General features: G+C 68.2%; 14 protein-coding genes and 1 tRNA gene. 5 read left to right on the top strand and 10 right to left on the bottom strand.

Annotation, left to right across the window (positions count from 1 at the left end):
• The 7 genes from lon to FJY74_06065 form a co-directional block, all read right to left on the bottom strand.
• Window positions 1–2024, bottom strand: a 2024-nt coding sequence (gene lon, locus FJY74_06035; protein MBM3307866.1) for an endopeptidase La, incomplete at its 3' end; no start/stop codon positions are given.
• 83 nt (window positions 2025–2107) lie between these two features.
• Window positions 2108–2707 (bottom strand): ATP-dependent Clp endopeptidase proteolytic subunit ClpP, encoded by a 600-nt coding sequence (clpP, locus tag FJY74_06040; protein ID MBM3307867.1) that lies wholly within the window; start codon window positions 2705–2707, stop codon window positions 2108–2110.
• 22 nt (window positions 2708–2729) lie between these two features.
• Window positions 2730–4073, bottom strand: a complete 1344-nt coding sequence (gene tig / locus FJY74_06045; protein ID MBM3307868.1) for a trigger factor — start codon at window positions 4071–4073, stop codon at window positions 2730–2732.
• Window positions 4074–4178: 105 nt separating this feature from the next.
• Window positions 4179–4265 (bottom strand) — tRNA-Leu (locus FJY74_06050).
• An 11-nt stretch (window positions 4266–4276) separates the two neighbouring features.
• On the bottom strand, window positions 4277–5314 hold the full coding sequence (locus tag FJY74_06055; GenBank protein ID MBM3307869.1) for a bifunctional enoyl-CoA hydratase/phosphate acetyltransferase: 1038 nt from the start codon (window positions 5312–5314) through the stop codon (window positions 4277–4279).
• A 21-nt stretch (window positions 5315–5335) separates the two neighbouring features.
• Window positions 5336–6373, bottom strand: coding sequence for a butyrate kinase (gene buk / locus FJY74_06060; GenBank protein MBM3307870.1), 1038 nt, complete (start codon window positions 6371–6373; stop codon window positions 5336–5338).
• Window positions 6374–6596: 223 nt separating this feature from the next.
• On the bottom strand, window positions 6597–7850 hold the full coding sequence (locus FJY74_06065) for a PLP-dependent aminotransferase family protein (protein ID MBM3307871.1): 1254 nt from the start codon (window positions 7848–7850) through the stop codon (window positions 6597–6599).
• A gap of 355 nt (window positions 7851–8205) precedes the next feature.
• Here FJY74_06065 and FJY74_06070 point away from each other — a divergent pair, with 355 nt between their 5' ends.
• The 5 genes from FJY74_06070 to FJY74_06090 all read left to right on the top strand — a co-directional run bounded on the left by FJY74_06070 (window position 8206) and on the right by FJY74_06090 (window position 12061).
• Window positions 8206–8775 carry a helix-turn-helix transcriptional regulator gene (locus FJY74_06070; protein MBM3307872.1) on the top strand — a complete coding sequence of 190 codons (570 nt, stop codon included), beginning with the start codon at window positions 8206–8208 and terminating at the stop codon, window positions 8773–8775.
• Between the two features lie 22 nt (window positions 8776–8797).
• Window positions 8798–9367: a helix-turn-helix transcriptional regulator gene (locus FJY74_06075; protein MBM3307873.1), complete on the top strand. Its 570-nt coding sequence runs from the start codon at window positions 8798–8800 to the stop codon at window positions 9365–9367.
• A gap of 285 nt (window positions 9368–9652) precedes the next feature.
• Entirely contained in the window at window positions 9653–11053 is a 1401-nt protein-coding gene (locus FJY74_06080) for a DUF4900 domain-containing protein (GenBank protein ID MBM3307874.1), read from the top strand.
• On the top strand, window positions 11046–11537 hold the full coding sequence (locus FJY74_06085; GenBank protein ID MBM3307875.1) for a hypothetical protein: 492 nt from the start codon (window positions 11046–11048) through the stop codon (window positions 11535–11537). The genes FJY74_06080 and FJY74_06085 overlap by 8 nt, the downstream gene beginning before the upstream one ends.
• A 26-nt stretch (window positions 11538–11563) precedes the next feature.
• Complete coding sequence (locus FJY74_06090) at window positions 11564–12061, top strand: hypothetical protein (GenBank protein ID MBM3307876.1); 498 nt, start codon at window positions 11564–11566, stop codon at window positions 12059–12061.
• Between the two features lie 68 nt (window positions 12062–12129).
• Here the strand turns inward: FJY74_06090 and FJY74_06095 are convergent, their stop codons facing one another.
• Genes FJY74_06095 through FJY74_06105 form a run of 3 tightly spaced genes read right to left on the bottom strand, consistent with a single transcriptional unit; the run spans window position 12130 to window position 14788 of the window.
• On the bottom strand, window positions 12130–12897 hold the full coding sequence (locus FJY74_06095) for a prepilin peptidase (GenBank protein MBM3307877.1): 768 nt from the start codon (window positions 12895–12897) through the stop codon (window positions 12130–12132).
• Window positions 12894–14264, bottom strand: a complete 1371-nt coding sequence (locus tag FJY74_06100; protein ID MBM3307878.1) for a hypothetical protein — start codon at window positions 14262–14264, stop codon at window positions 12894–12896. Before FJY74_06100 ends, FJY74_06095 begins: the two co-directional genes overlap by 4 nt.
• Window positions 14265–14275: 11 nt before the next feature.
• On the bottom strand, window positions 14276–14788 hold the full coding sequence (locus FJY74_06105) for a hypothetical protein (GenBank protein MBM3307879.1): 513 nt from the start codon (window positions 14786–14788) through the stop codon (window positions 14276–14278).
• Between the last annotated feature and the right edge of the window lie 39 nt (window positions 14789–14827).

Consider the following 14827-nt stretch of genomic DNA (forward strand, 5'->3'; position numbering starts at 1 on the left):
GGCACGTGCACGTGGATGTCGGTCGTCGCGAAGACCTCGTCGTCGATGCCGAGCTCGGCCGCGTGCGCCTTCGCGTACGAGAGCGCGGCCTTCGCCGACTCCTGCATGACCTCGCCGAGCTTGCCCGTGAGAATGAGCTTCCCCTCGCCCTTCATCGTGAGCGCCTCGACCGTGAGGAGCTCGCCGCCCACGCTGGTCCACGCAAGGCCGGTGGCGACGCCGACGCGCGCTTCGGTCTGAACCTCCTGCGAGAGGAACCTCGCCATGCCGAGGAACCGGCGCACGGCCTTCGGCGTGACCTGCTTCGTCGGCCGCTTCGACGCCGCGTGCTCGCGCGCGATCTTGCGGCAGATGTTCGCGATCTCGCGCTCGAGGTTCCTGACGCCCGCCTCGCGCGTGTAGTCGTCGATGATGCGGCAGAGCGCGCTGTCGGAGAACGTCACCCCGGCCTTCACGAGGCCGTTGGCCTCGAGCTGCTTCGGCACGAGGAACTTCTTCGCGATCTGGAGCTTCTCGTCGCGGAGGTACCCCGGCAGCCGGATGACTTCCATCCTGTCCTCGAGCGCCGGCGGCACCGTGTGCAGCACGTTGGCCGTCGTGATGAACATGACCTCCGAGAGGTCGAAGTCCACGTCGAGGTAGTGGTCGTTGAACGTGCAGTTCTGCTCCGGGTCGAGCACCTCGAGAAGCGCGGACGCCGGATCGCCCCGGAAGTCCGAACTCATCTTGTCCACCTCGTCGAGCAGAAAGACCGGGTTCTTCGAGCCGGCCTTCTTGAGGCCCTGGATGATGCGCCCCGGCATCGAGCCGATGTAGGTCCTCCGGTGCCCGCGGATCTCCGCCTCGTCGCGCACGCCGCCGAGCGACACGCGCACGAACTCGCGCCCGAGCGCGCGGCCGATCGAGCGGCCGAGCGAGGTCTTCCCCACGCCGGGCGGGCCGACGAGGCACAGGATGGGGCCCTTCACCTTCTCCATGAGCTTGAGGACCGCGAGGTACTCGAGGATGCGCTCCTTCGGCTTCTTGAGCCCGTAGTGGTCGTCCTCGAGGATCTGCTCGACCTCCGCGATGTCGGCGCGGTCCTTCGTTCGCTTGTCCCACGGCATCGCCGTGAGCCACTCGATGTAGGTCCGAACGACGGTCGCCTCGGGCGACATCGGCGACATCTTCTTCAGGCGCTCGAGCTCGGCCATCGCCTTCTTCTCGGCCTCCTCGCTCATGTGCGCCTTCGCGATCGCGTCGGCGAGCTCGGCGACCTCGGGGGCGCCCTCGCCCTCCTGCCCGAGCTCCTCCTGGATCGCCTTCATCTGCTGGTGGAGGTAGAACTCCTTCTGGCTCTTCTGGAGCTGGTCGCGGACCTGGTTCTCGATCTTGCGCTCGAGGCGCAGGATCTCGAGCTCCGCCGACAGCGCGCGGGCGAGGACGCGCAGCCGCTGCGTGACGTCCTCCGCCTCGAGGACCTGCTGCTTGTCCTCGAGCCGGCCGGCGAGATGCGTGGCCACCGTGTCGGCGAAGCGCGACACGTCCTCCATGTTGACGACGGTGACCAGGATCTCCTGCGGGATCTTCCGCGAGAGCTGGACGTACTCCTCGAACTGCCCGCCGACGCTGCGGACGAGCGCCTCGGTCTCGACGGTCTTCTCGATCTTGTCCTCGAGGATCTCGACGCGCGCCGACAGGTACGCCTCGCTCTTCGTGAACCGCTTGACGATCGCCCGGGTCAGCCCCTCCACGAGGACCTTCATGGTGCCGTCGGGAAGCCGGAGGAGCTGGAGCACGCGCACGACCGTCCCGACGCGGTACAGCTCGTCGGGGTCGGGGTCCGCCGTCTCGACCTCGCGTTGCGTGACGACGAACATGATCTTGTCGGTGTGCATGACCTCTTCGAGCGCCGCCACCGACCGCTGCCGGCCGACGAGCAGCGGGATGACCATGCTCGGATAGAGCACGAGGTCTCTCAGCGGCACGATCGGGAGCTTGTCGCTGAACTCGATGATCTCATCGTCGTGCTGGATGCGAAGCATGGACGCTCCTGGGCCGAGGCCCGTGACGATCGCGCGGTGTCGCGCTGTCAAGATAACCGCCCGCGGCGCGGGCCGCAAGACCGCTACTTCTTCACGATCTCGAGCTTGCGCGTGATCACCTGGTCGATGATCCCGTACTCCTTCGCCTCCTCGGCCGACATGAAGAAGTTCCTGTCGGAGTCGCGGCGGATGCGCTCGGCGTCCTGGCCCGTGTGCGCGGCGAGGATGTCCACGAGGCGCTCGCGCATGTAGACGATCTCCTTCGCGTAGATCTCGAGGTCGGTCGCCTGCCCCTCGGTGCCGCCCGCCGGCTGGTGGATCATGACCCGCGCGTGCGGCAGCGCGGAGCGCTTGCCCTTCGTCCCCGCGGCGAGCAGCACGGCCGCCATGCTCGCGGCCTGCCCCATGCAGACCGTGTGCACGTTGGCGCGGATGTACTGCATCGTGTCGTAGATCGCGAGCCCGGACGCGACGTAGCCGCCGGGGCTGTTGATGTAGAGGTAGATGTCGCGGTCCGGGTCCTGCGCGTCGAGGAACAGGAGCTGCGCGATGACCGTGTTCGCGATGCGATCGTCGATGGGCATGCCGACGAAGACGATGTTGTCGCGGAGCAGCCGCGAGAAGATGTCGTACGAGCGCTCGCCGTACCGCGTCTGCTCGATGACGAAGGGCGTAAGTCCCATGGGGTTCCTCTCTCCGGTTGCGTCAGTCTCTCGCGTCCGGCGGCGCTGAGGCCTCGGCGGCGCCCTGCGCAGCGGCTTCCCTCAGCTTGGCAAGGTCCACGAGCTCGGTCGTGACCTTCGAGATGGCGACAATGTGATCGTGCACCTTCTCAAGCCAGAGCTCGTCCTCGATCTTCGAGAGCGCCTCGGTGTCCTTGAGGTCGCTCATGAGCTGCGCCGGATCCTTGCCCTGGCGCGCGGCGAGCGCGCCGACGCGCTTCTCGACGTCGCCCGGTTCGACCTTGATCCCGTGCTTCTCAGCGATCGTCCCGAGGAGCAGGCTCGCCTTGAGCTGGTGCTCCACGACCGGCCGGTAGGTCTGCCGGAACTCGTCCTCCTTCGGCTTCTCCTCGTCGCCCCGTCCCTCGCAGGCCCGCCGGTGCATCTCCGCCAGCCGCTCCTCCACGAGGCACTCCGGAAGCTCGAAGGGGTTCCGCGCGATGATGGCGCCGATGATCTCCTCCTCGAGCCGGCCGCGCGCGAAGGCGCGGGCCTGGGCCTCGAGGGAGTTCCGCACGCGCACCCTGAGGTCGAGCACGGTCTCGCCGCCCGCCACGGCGCGCGCGAACGCGTCGTCCACGGGAGGCAGCCGCTTCTCGCGGATCTCCTTGACCTTCACGGCGAAGGGCACGCTCTTCCCGGCCACGTCGGCGACGCGGTGATCGGCCGGGAACGTCAGCGTCACCGTCTTCTCGTCGCCCGCCGAGACGCCCGCGAGCGCCTCGTCGAGCTCGGGAGGTATGTACCCCTTGCCCACCTCGCACGGATAATCAACGGACTTCGAGTCCGGAACCGGCGTGCCGCCGTCGCCGAGGCGCTCGTAGTCGATGATGACGTAGTCGCCCGGCACGGACGGCCGCGCCACCGACGCAAGCTCCGCCTGCTGCTCCCTGAGCGACTCGATCGCCCGCTCGACGTCCACGTTCGTGACGATGGGAACGTGCTCGGTGAACTCGAGCCCCTCGTAGTCCCTAAGCTCGATCTCGGGCCGCACCTCGACCGTCGCGGTGAAGTGGTACTTCCCGTCCGTCGGGATGGCCTCGAGGTCCTGCACGGCGGGATCGCAGATGGGCCGAAGTCCCGCCTCCTTCACCGCCTCGATGTACGCTCCCGCCATGAGCGCCTCGATGGCGTCGGCGCGGAGCGCCTGACCGTAGCGCTGGACCAGGAGGTCGCGCGGCACCTTGCCCTTGCGAAACCCGGGCATCTCGACGCGCCCGGTCAGCTCCTCGAGCAGCTCCTCGAACTTCTTCTCGACGGCGGCCTCGGGGACTCCCACGCGGAGCTTCCTCTTCCAGCCGCCTGCCTCTTCCACGCGAACGAGCAAGAAGCGTCTCCTTCAGGTTTGCATGAACCATGCCCGAAAGGCGCCTGCGCACAGGGCCCCGGGCTGCCGGACCCGGCCGCGCACCGGGCTTCGGATGCCTGTCGCTGGTGCGAGAGGGGGGATTCGAACCCCCACAGGCTTTCCCTACCGGATCCTAAGTCCGGCGCGTCTACCAGGTTCCGCCACTCTCGCGGAACTCGCGATCATGCGTCGGCCGCGTGGGCGATCACGACGCCCGCGGCGATCGAGTTCCTCTTGATCTCCGCCCCGTCGGAGCGCGATGCCATCACGATGGGCACCTTCGCCCCGACCAGGACCCCCGCGTGCTCGGACCCGCCGGTCATGAAGGCGAGCGCCTTGTAGAAGACGTTCCCGACGTCGATGTCCGAGAAGATGACGAGCTCCGCCTTGCCCGCGACGGCGCCTACGACGCCCTTGCTCGCGGCCGCCTGCTCGCTGATGGCGTTGTCGAATCCGAGCGGCCCGTCCACGGTGCAGCCCGTGATCTGTCCGCGCTCGTTCATCTTGGCCAGCGCGGCAGCGTCCACCGTCGCCTGGAGCTTCGGGTTCACGAGCTCGAACGCGCACACGACGGCCACCTTCGGGCAGTCCCACCCGAGTTTGCGCATCGCGCCGACGGAGTTCTGGATGATGCCGGCCTTCTGCTCGAGCGTCGGCGCGGGCACGATGCCGCCGTCCGACATGCAGAGGATGCGGCCGAACTCCGGTGTGCTCAGCATCGCGATGTGGCTCATGAGGCTCCCGGCGCGGATGCCGGTCTCGCGGTCGAGCGCGGCCCGCATGAGGTCGGCCGTCTGGACCTTGCCCTTCATGAGCATGCTCACCTCGCCCTTCCGCGCGAGCTCGACCGCGGCCCGGCACGACGCGACGGGGTCGGCCGCCTTCACCACGCGCCACCGCGAGATGTCGACGCCCTCGCCCCTCGCCGCCCGCGCGACCGCGTCCGGGTCGCCGACGAGCACCGGCTCGACGAGCCCGAGCTTCCACGCATCGTGCGCGGCCGCAAGCGCGCACGCGTCCTCGGCGCCGGCCACGCCCATCACCGAGGGGCCCTGCTCCCTCGCGCACCTGAGCGCGCGCTCCATGAGCTCCTCGAAGCTCCTCGGCGGAACGCGCGGCGCGTCGCACGGGGGCTTCGCCTGCCCGCGCGGCTTCGCGGCCCTTCCCCGCGGCCGCCCGCCCGCTCCGCTCTTCGACCTTCCGCCGGCCCGCTTCGCCATGACCGCTCCTTTCGGGATGCGCTAACCCGCCGGGTATGTCCTCGGCCTCTCGACACCCCGCAGCACCTCGAGCGCCCCCGCCGCCAGGCTCTCGAGTTCGTTCTCGCCGGGCAGCACCATGACGCCCGCGATGAACGAGACGCGGTCCGTCACGAGTCCCACGAGAAGCGGCGAGTGCGCCATCGCGCCGGTGAGCACGATCGAATCCACCTCGCCCGACAGCGCCGCGGACATCGCGCCGATCTCCTTGGCGATCTGGTACGCCATCGCCTCGACGACCTCGCGCGCCTTCGCGTCTCCCTCGTCGATCCGGCGCGCCACGTCCTTGAAGTCGTTGGTCCCGAGATACGAGAGAAGGCCGCCCTCCCGCGTGATCACCCGCTTCATCCGCTCGAGCGACACCCCGTTCGCCGCCATGTAGTCCAGCATCTCGATGAGCGGGAGCCCTCCGGTGCGCTCGGGGGAGAACGGCCCGCCGGACGCGGCGTTGTTCACGTCCACCATCCGCCCGCGGCGGAGCGGGGTGATGGAGATGCCGCTTCCGAGGTGCGCGACGATGAGGTTGAGCGCGTCGAGCGGCCTGCCGAGCCGCCGCGCCGCCTTCTTGGCGGTCGCCTTCGTGTTGAGCGCGTGCCCGAGGCTCTTGCGCTCGATCCCGTGAAGGCCCGAGTAGCGCGCCAGCGGCTCAAACTCGTCCACGCTCACGGGGTCCACGACGAGCGCGCGGCCGCCGAGTCGCTTCGCAAGAGCGTCGGCGAGAAGCGGCCCCAGGTTCGAGGCGTGCTGTCCGGCGTAGCCCATCCGCGCGTCCTCGAGCATCGCCTCGTTCACGACGTACGTGCCGCTCGGGATGGAGCGGAGCAGCCCCCCGCGGCCGACGACGGCGTCGAAGGGCCTGCCGATCTGCCCGCGTTCGGAGAGCGCCGTCTCGACGGCCGCGCGCCGGTGGTCCAGCTGCGCGGGGATGGACTCGAAGCGCGCCAGCTCCTCGCGGGTGTGCTCGACGCTCGCGTCCAGCACGCGCTTATCGCCCTCGAAGACGGCGATCTTCGTCGTCATGCCGCCCGGGTTGATGGCGAGCACTCTCTCGCCGGCAGCCAAGCGCTTCTCCTTGGGCCTCCCGCCCCCGCGCGAGTTGGCAGATGATACCACAAACGCCCGGCCCCGGGAGAGGCGGCCGGCGCACGGACCGTCGGCGCGCCCCACCCCACACCGCGAGCGAGGCGGAGGACATCCTCCGCCTCGCCCTCTGCGCTCCGCGTGTGGCTGCGAACGAGTCGCGTCAGGGCGACGCGATCTGCTGCCGCGCCCTCGCCTTCACGCGATCGTAGCTCTCGATGACCTTGCCCAACCGCTTCACGCCCTCGACGATCTCCTCCTTCGTGGGATAGGAGAAGTTGAGGCGCATCGCGTTCCGTCCGCCGCCGTCGCTGTGGAAGGCCGAGCCAACGACGTACGCGACGTTCTGCTCGACGGCCTCGTAGAACATCTCGTCGGCGTCCATGTGGTCGGGCAGCGTGACCCAGAGGAAGAGCCCGCCGTCCGGCTTCGTCCACCGCAGGCCGGGGATGTCGGGCATGTGGTCCTCGAGGGCCTTCAGCATGATCTGCCGCTTCTCCCGGTAGATCGCCTTGACCCTCTCGATGTTCTTGTCGAGCAGCCCTCTCGCCGCGAACTCGGCGATGATGGCCTGGTTGAACGACGGAGGGCACAGGTCCGCGGCCTGCATCGCCGTGACGAGCTTCTGGATGATCGCCTCGTCCGCGATGACCCATCCGAGCCTCATGCCGGGGAAGAGGATCTTCGAGAACGTGTACAGGCCGATGACCTGCCCGTTGCCGTCGAGCTTGAAGATCGGCTTCACGGGCTCGCCTTCGTAGCGCAGCTCCCGGTACGGGCTGTCCTCGAGGATGAGGACGTCGTAGCGCTTGGCGAGGTCCAGGAGCTTGAGCCGGCGGTCCTCCGTCATCGTGATGCCGGCCGGGTTCTGGAAGTCGGGGACCTCGTAGATGAACTTCGGCTTCTTCCCCATCTTGCGGAGCTTCTCGAGCTCGCGCTCGACCAGATCCACGCGCGTGCCGTGGTCGTCAAGCGGCACGCCGACCATGCGCGCGCCGTACCCGGAGAACGCCTGAAGCCCACCGACGTACGACGGCAGCCCCACGATGACGACATCGCCGATGTCGACGAAGATCCTGGCCACGAGGTCGAGACCCTGCTGGGACCCCACCGTGATGAGCACGTTCTCCTGCTTGAGCGTGATCCTGTCCTGCTGCTCGTGGTGGGCGATGATCTGCGCCTTGAGGCGCGGGTCACCCTCGGTCGGCCCGTACTGGAGCACGCTCGCGCCATCTCGCCGGAGGACGTCCGCGGTGATGCCTGCCACCTCGTCGGTGGGGAACGCCTTCGGGTCCGGCAGACCCCCGGCGAAGGAGATGATCTCGGGCCTGAGCGTGAGCTTGAGGAGCTCCCGGATCACGGACTTCTGCATGCCCTTGGCGTTGACCGAGAAGACGTCCTGGAGATCGCTGATCACGTGTGCCTCCCTGGGAGGGAACCGCCATCGCTGCGTCAACAGGGACGCGTGCCGCCGGGGCAAAACCGGGCCGACACAGGAGGCTATCAGCGCTCTGCGTGCGGTGTCAAGGTTCGCCTGGCGGACGGGCCACGGCCACAGGCATGCCGGTGGCGTTCCGCCGGCTCCCCGATTACGGTCACACAAGCCTCTTGACCGGAATCCTGTATTGCGCTAGATTACCGGCACTGGCGCTGACAGAGAGCGCATGTCACATGAAGCGCCGTTTCGCACATGCTAGCTCGCGGCCCGGCGCCCGCAGGCATCCAGATGGCGGCGGAAGACCGGCAACGCGAAGAGGGGGCTCGGATCTCAGATGCCGACGAAAGAGGAACTGGGAAGACGGCTCAGGGTGGCCCGCTTCGAGAAGAACCTCACGCTCAAGCAGGTGGCGACCCGGTGCGGCATGTCGGCCACGCACATCTCCGAGGTCGAGAGGGGCAAGACCTCTCCCACCATCGGTGCGCTCCAGCGCATTGCCGCGGCGCTCGGCGAGAACCCGTCCCACTTCGTCCGAGAGGACATCATCGAGCCCGTGAAGTTCACTCCCGCGGCGTCCCGCTGCAGCTTCGTGACGCGCACGGTGGGCGGAGCGCCGACGCCGATCGAGTTCGTCACCGCAGGCATCCGGGGCGGATACGTTCAGGTCATGCGAAGGGTCGGTCCCCCCGGTGAGAGCGGCGACGCCGAGCCACGCATCGGGGAGATCGTGGTTCTCTGCGTCAGGGGCGCGATCAGGGTTACCGTTTGCGATCAGAGCTGGACGCTGCGGGAAGGCGACACACTGCAGACCAGGATGGACGACGGGTTTGCTGCCGAGGTCGTGGGCGACGAGGAGGCCGAGAGCCTCTGGATCATGGCAGCGCCTGTGCTCATCCCGGTCTGATGCGGCAGAGAGGACGGCGACGATGCCATCGAAGCAAGAGGTGGGGCGCAGGCTGCGACTCGCCCGCTTTCGTCACAACATGACGCTGAAGGACGTTGCCGTGAAGTCCGGCATGTCGGCGACGCACATCTCCGAGATCGAGCGCGGCAGCACGTCTCCGACCATCGGCTGCCTTCAGAAGATCGCCGCGGCCCTCGGCGAGCGGCCCGCGTACTTCGTCGAGGAGTCCGAGCCGACGCGCGTCAAGCTCACGCGGCGGGACGCGCGGCCGAAGGAGTACCGCTGCGGCACGGACGGCCACGTTGTCGTTGGGGAGACCGTGACGGGCGGCGCGCCGTGGAGCACGATGCACGTCGCCTACGGGTTCATCAACGTCGGCGAGACGATCAACCGCCCCCCCGGCATGGGAGAGGTCGTGGTCCTCTGCATGTCCGGGATGATCCGCGCCACCATCGAGGATCAGAGCGTCGTCATCCGCGAGGGCGACACGGTGCAGTTCAAGTTCGACCGCGGCTACCGCCTCGAGAACGTCGGCGACGAGCGCGCCGAGGGCATGGTCATCGCTGCCTATCCCGAGAGATCGGGCTGGTAGGCCTCGGCTTGCCCGGACAGCCTCAGGTGCGAGGGCCCGCTCCCCAGGGAGCGGGTCTTTTTCTTGACATGGCACACATCCTGCCGAGAAACATGACTGCACTCGCCTAACGTACATTCCCATAATAGATTAGCCGGTCCCCTCGAAGCCGTAACACTTGAGACGTGGCACAGTCTGTGCAGCCTGGAGAGAAAGAGCGCTCCCGAGCGTACCGCAAGGCCGGCAGGCCACATGTCGGGACGCCGCTCTGACAGCGTGCGCTCAGATACCCGGGAGGAGGCTGCCATGAGAACCACCATTCGAACCCTCATCAGGGGCGATTCGGGATCGACACTTGTGGTGGTGATGCTGCTGGCCATCATCATGCTGATCACCGTCGCCTCGGTCTTCGAGTTCGGGGCTCCGGACGCGGGGCTGGCCACGCACGCCGCCCGCCGCTCGCAGGCGCTCTACCTTGCCGAGGCGGGCCTCGCCCGGGCCTACAGCTGGCTCGAGGCTCAGCCGGACCCGCCGACGCACACCTCGGAGTTCCAGCCTCTCGGGGCGGGCCCCGACACGCTCGCGTGCGGGACGTACGCCGTATCGGTCCTCCCCGACCCCGACAACCCCGCGCGGTTGAGGAAGTACTTCACGATCCGCTCGTCGGCCAGCGCCGGCGACAAGACAAGGGTCGTCGAGTGCGACGTCATGACGCAGTCGTACGCGCAGTTCATCTACTTCACGGAGGACGAGCGCCTGCCGGGCTCGACGACGCCCGTCTGGTTCTGCTCGCACGACATGCTCAACGGCGCCCTCCACACGAACGGACGGCTGCACCTCTGGGGCAACCCGACGTTCATGGGCCGGGTCTCGAGCGCGTACGGCGGCCCGGATGACCCCGACCCCGCGCACAACCCGAGCTTCATGTTCTACAACAACGATTACTACAACCACGTGGAATCGGCGGCCGCGAGCAACCCGCCCCACGACGTTCCCGTGTTCGGCAGCGGATACGAGCTCGGCACGACCTCGATCGACCTTCCCGACTGCCTCGATGACCTCCGCACACTGGCGGCGGTCGGGGGGCTCCCGATCACCGGCAACACGGAGATCGAGCTCTCGCGGCTCAACGGCGGCTCGCGGATGTACGGGTACCTGAGCTATCGCCCGATCGGGGGCAGCACGTGGACGGACGTGCAGCTCTCCACGATCAACGGTGTCGTGTTCGTCACCGGCCAGACACGGGTGATGGGGATCCTCGACGGGAGCCTGACGATCGGGTCCTCGCTGGACATGTACATCACAGACGACGTCCGGTACCGGGACAGCAACGCCGACGGACCGCTCCCGGGGTGCGACGACCTCCTGGGTCTCATCTCCGAGAGGAACATCATCGTCGCCGACAACACCCCGAACCGGACGGACTGCACCATCCACGCCCATATGATGGCGCTCAACACGTCGTTCCAGGCGCAGAACCACAGGTCCGGGTCGCCCCGCGGCACTCTCACGGTCCACGGCGGCATCATCCAGAAGTTCCGCGGCGCGGTCGGGACGGGCACGATAAGAAACGGCCAGGTTGTCATCAGCACCGGGTACGCGAAGAACTACCGCTACGATCCCAGGTTCAACGTGATCCAGCCGCCGGGCTACTTCCTCACCGGCAAGTACTACAGGCTCGCGTGGCGGGAGGTGACCAATGCGTAGGCGACAGCCGGACCCGGCGCGCGCGCAGGCGGGCTTCAGCATCGTGGAGATGATCGCGATGATCGCCGTCACCGCCACCGTGATCGGCGCCGGCATCGCGACGTACGTGGGGACGCTGCGGTCGTGGCAGGGAACGGCCGGCCTCGCGCACATCCAGCGCGAGGCGTCGCTGGCCATGGACGTCGTCACCCGCAGCATCCGCGAGGCGTCGTCGGTCATCGTCGCCGGGGACGGCGACTCCCTCAACGTGTACTACGAGACCGCGGGCGGCGAGTCCCTCGGCGCGGTCTACTACCGGGGAGGCTGCTCGCTCCTCGACGCGAACGGGGACGTCGTCGTGCCGAACGTGTCTTCCGTCGGGTTCACGTCGGACGGGAGGACGGTCAACATCGACATCACGCTCGTGGACGACCGCGGGACCCCGGACAACACGAGCGACGACCAGATGACGCTCATGTCGTCATCGGTGTCCTGCAGGAACTGACCGCCATGCGAACGGGAGGCATCGGGATGGCAAGGGCACACACGCGGACAGGGGCGCGGGCGCGCCGCCGCGCGCTTCGCTCGGCGAGAGGCGCGACGATGGTCGAGATCCTCGTCTCGGCGTTCATCCTCGCCATGCTCGTCGTGCCGATGTTCAACACGCTCGTGTCGGGCAGGATGCTCGCGGCGCACCGGGGCGAGAAGCGCATGGCCATCGGCCTGGTCGAGCGGAAGGTGGAGCAGCTCCTGAGGGCCGGGTACGGGGCGCTCGGGAGCGACGCCGACGTCTCGAGCGTGAACCTGGGGTCCGGGACGCATCCGGCGAACCCGTCGATCGTCCTGAACACGCGCGGCGACGAGGATGCCGCCAACGACGTGCTCGGCTCCCTCACGTGGAGCGTCATCCCCGTCGCGTGGCCGAGCCCCGGGGACTCCGTGAAAGCCAAGGTCGTCGAGGTCAAGATGCGGTGGCCGCTCGCCGCCCCGCGCGACAGCATCTCCATCACGACGCTCATCGGCGCATGACGCCGGGGGGCCCGCGGGTCCATCGCTGGACCTGCGGGCCCTCACCCACCATCGGACCGGTTCACCCTCTAGCGGAAGATCGACAGGTACCACCTGAGGAGCGCGTCGCCCCAGAGCGAGGCGCTGAATGCGCCGAAGGCGATGAACGGACCGAAGGGAACGGTCCGATCCCACTGCCTTCCCCTGACCGCGATCGTCGCCACGCCCACCACGGCTCCCGCAAAGAAGGCCACGAAGAGCAGGACCAGGCACAGCTTCCAGCCGAGGAACGCCCCCAGCATGGCGGCGAGCTTGATGTCGCCGCCGCCCATGCTCTCCTTCCGGAACACGGCGTCGCCCAGGAGAGCGACGAGGAGGAGCGCCCCGCCACCCACCACCGCCCCGATGAGCGACTCGACGAAGGTCGTCATGCCGAGGAGCGGCGAGACGATGAGTCCGACGGCGATGCCGGGAAGCGTCACCCTGTCAGGCAGGATCCGGGAGTCGAGGTCGATGACGGAGAGCACGATGAGCACGTACGAGAGCGGCCACAGGATCGCCAGCTCCGCCCCCGCCCCGTAGCGTAGCCACAGAAGGAGCGGCACGGCGCCGCCCAGGAGCTCCACCACGGGGTAGCGCGGCGAGATCCGCGCCCCGCAGTCCCTGCACCGCCCGCGCAGGAGGAGGAAGCTCAGGACCGGCACGTTGTCCCAGGGACGGACGCGGGCGCCGCAGGCGGGACAGGCCGACGGTGGATGCACGATCGACCGCCCGCGCGGCGCCCGGTATGCCACGACGTTCAGGAAGCTCCCGAAGATGCAGCCGATGATGAAGAGGGCCGCCGCGACCACGGTCACTCCCCGAACCTCTCGATCATGCGCTGCTGCTGCTGCTGACTCATCCTCTGGAGCGCGTCGGCGTCGAGGATCCGCGGCGTGAGGAACACCACGACCTCGGTCCTCGTCTCAGAGTCCTCGCTCTTGCGGAAGAGGTGCCCGAGGATCGGGATGTCCCCGAGGAGCGGCACCTTGAAGTCCGTCCTCACGACGTCCTTCCTGAGAAGCCCGCCGATCACGACCGTCTGCGCGTCCTTGACCATCACGGTCGTCCTTGCCGTGCGCTGCCTCGTGTCCACGGCCTCGTTCGGGAAGAAGGACGACCGCTGCGCCGAGCTCACCGTCGGCTCGATGGTCATGGTGACGAACTGGTCGTTGTTGATGTTGGGCGTCACTTTGAGGGTCACGCCGACGTCGCCGAAGATCGGCTCGACGGTCGACTCCTGGCCGCCCTCGCGGTACGTGACCTTCTTCGCGAGCGCCATGCGCTGGGTGATTTCGATGACCGCTTCCTTGTTGTCCACCGTGAGCACGCGCGGCTCGGCGAGGACCTCGGCGAGGCCTTCCTTCTGCATGGCGGAGATGGCCGCCGACAGGTCCTGCAACTCAAGGAACGAAGCCCACTTGCCGATCGAGAGGCTCAGGATGCCCTCGTCCGCCGTGCTGTTGTTGAACGTGGTCCCGTAGGAGACCGCGCCCCCCCCGCCCCCGCTCCCGCTCTCGAAGTCGCCGTACTCCCACGAGATGCCGAGGCGCGACGAGGCGTCCTCGGAGAACTCCACGACCCTCGCCTCGATGAGGACCTGGCCCGTCGGAGCGTCGAGCTCCTTCACGAGCGACTGCAGCGTGGGCATGTTCTCGGGGATGTCGGACACGACGAGCGAGTTCGTCCGCTTGTCCACGACGATGCTGCCCGCGCTCGTCAGGATCGCCTTCACGGTCGGCTCGAGCTCGCCCGCGCTCGCGTAGTTGGCGTGGAGCACCTCGGTGACCGTCGCGACCGGCGGTCCGTCGGGCGCCTCCATGATCACGTAGATGTTCGTTCCCTTGAGGCGCGTGTACCACAGGCCGTTCGCGCGCATGATGGCCGCGAGCGCGTCCTCGACGAGGACGTCCTCGAGATAGACGTTGATGCTCCTCCCGACGAGATCGGACCCGATCAGGAAGTTGATGCCGGACTTCTGCGTCATGACCTTGAGCACGTTGCCCAGGGTCACGTCCTGGAGGTTGAGCGAGATCCTCTGACCTCGAACCCTCGACCCGTCGTCGGTCGCCCCCGTCACGGTCTCCTGGGCCTGCGCCGCTGGAGCGACGGCGAGAAGCAGAAGCGCCGTGAGGAACGCGACCGCGCCGACCTTCCAACCCATGGCGCGGTTGACAGCGAACATGATGAGCCTCCTCACTCAACGGTCAAGACGAACTGCCTCGACCTGTACGAGAGCACGACACGGTTCCTGTCGATCGACACGACCTTCGCCCCCTTCACGGTGTCGCCGACGTGCACTCCGTCGCCGTCGATGAGCGCCACGGGGGTCACGGGATCCCACACGATGCCGTACAGCGACATCGGAGGCAGCGTCACGGGCGCCGGCTCCGGCGGCCGCTCCTCGTCGCGGCTCCTCGCCGTGCGGGCGCCCGCGAGCGGGACCATCGGGTCCCTCAGGTCGTCGCCTGCGTAGGGCTCGCCGGCTCTTGCCTTGGCCACCTTGGCCACGGCCTGAAGGTGCTTCGGATCCGCGTCCAGCTCGCTGGCAGGGCGCGGTTCGAGGATGCTGGGGATGGGCGACGCCGAGGCCGTGCTGCCGGGCTTCGCGCCGCCGGGGAGCACGCGCAGCACGACGACCGCGATGAGGGCGGCGGCCAGCCCCGCGACGATGAGCAGCTTCTTCCTGTCGCCTGCCGTGTTGGTCATGCCTGCGCTCTCTCCGGCCCGGTGCCGGGCGCGCGCCGA

It is taken from the genome of Candidatus Effluviviaceae Genus I sp. (genome assembly GCA_016867725.1).
GTDB lineage: Bacteria > Joyebacterota > Joyebacteria > Joyebacterales > Joyebacteraceae > VGIX01.

What these genes read in the sequence shown, in the direction of transcription:
- clpP (MBM3307867.1), bottom strand. Translation starts at nt 2,707, where the DNA reads ATGGGACTTACGCCCTTCGTCATCGAGCAGACGCGGTACGGCGAGCGC.
- FJY74_06055 (MBM3307869.1), bottom strand. Translation starts at nt 5,314, where the DNA reads ATGGCGAAGCGGGCCGGCGGAAGGTCGAAGAGCGGAGCGGGCGGGCGG.
- buk (MBM3307870.1), bottom strand. Translation starts at nt 6,373, where the DNA reads ATGACGACGAAGATCGCCGTCTTCGAGGGCGATAAGCGCGTGCTGGAC.
- FJY74_06070 (MBM3307872.1), top strand. Translation starts at nt 8,206, where the DNA reads ATGCCGACGAAAGAGGAACTGGGAAGACGGCTCAGGGTGGCCCGCTTC.
- FJY74_06075 (MBM3307873.1), top strand. Translation starts at nt 8,798, where the DNA reads ATGCCATCGAAGCAAGAGGTGGGGCGCAGGCTGCGACTCGCCCGCTTT.
- FJY74_06080 (MBM3307874.1), top strand. Translation starts at nt 9,653, where the DNA reads ATGAGAACCACCATTCGAACCCTCATCAGGGGCGATTCGGGATCGACA.
- FJY74_06085 (MBM3307875.1), top strand. Translation starts at nt 11,046, where the DNA reads ATGCGTAGGCGACAGCCGGACCCGGCGCGCGCGCAGGCGGGCTTCAGC.
- FJY74_06090 (MBM3307876.1), top strand. Translation starts at nt 11,564, where the DNA reads ATGGCAAGGGCACACACGCGGACAGGGGCGCGGGCGCGCCGCCGCGCG.
- FJY74_06100 (MBM3307878.1), bottom strand. Translation starts at nt 14,264, where the DNA reads ATGTTCGCTGTCAACCGCGCCATGGGTTGGAAGGTCGGCGCGGTCGCG.
- FJY74_06105 (MBM3307879.1), bottom strand. Translation starts at nt 14,788, where the DNA reads ATGACCAACACGGCAGGCGACAGGAAGAAGCTGCTCATCGTCGCGGGG.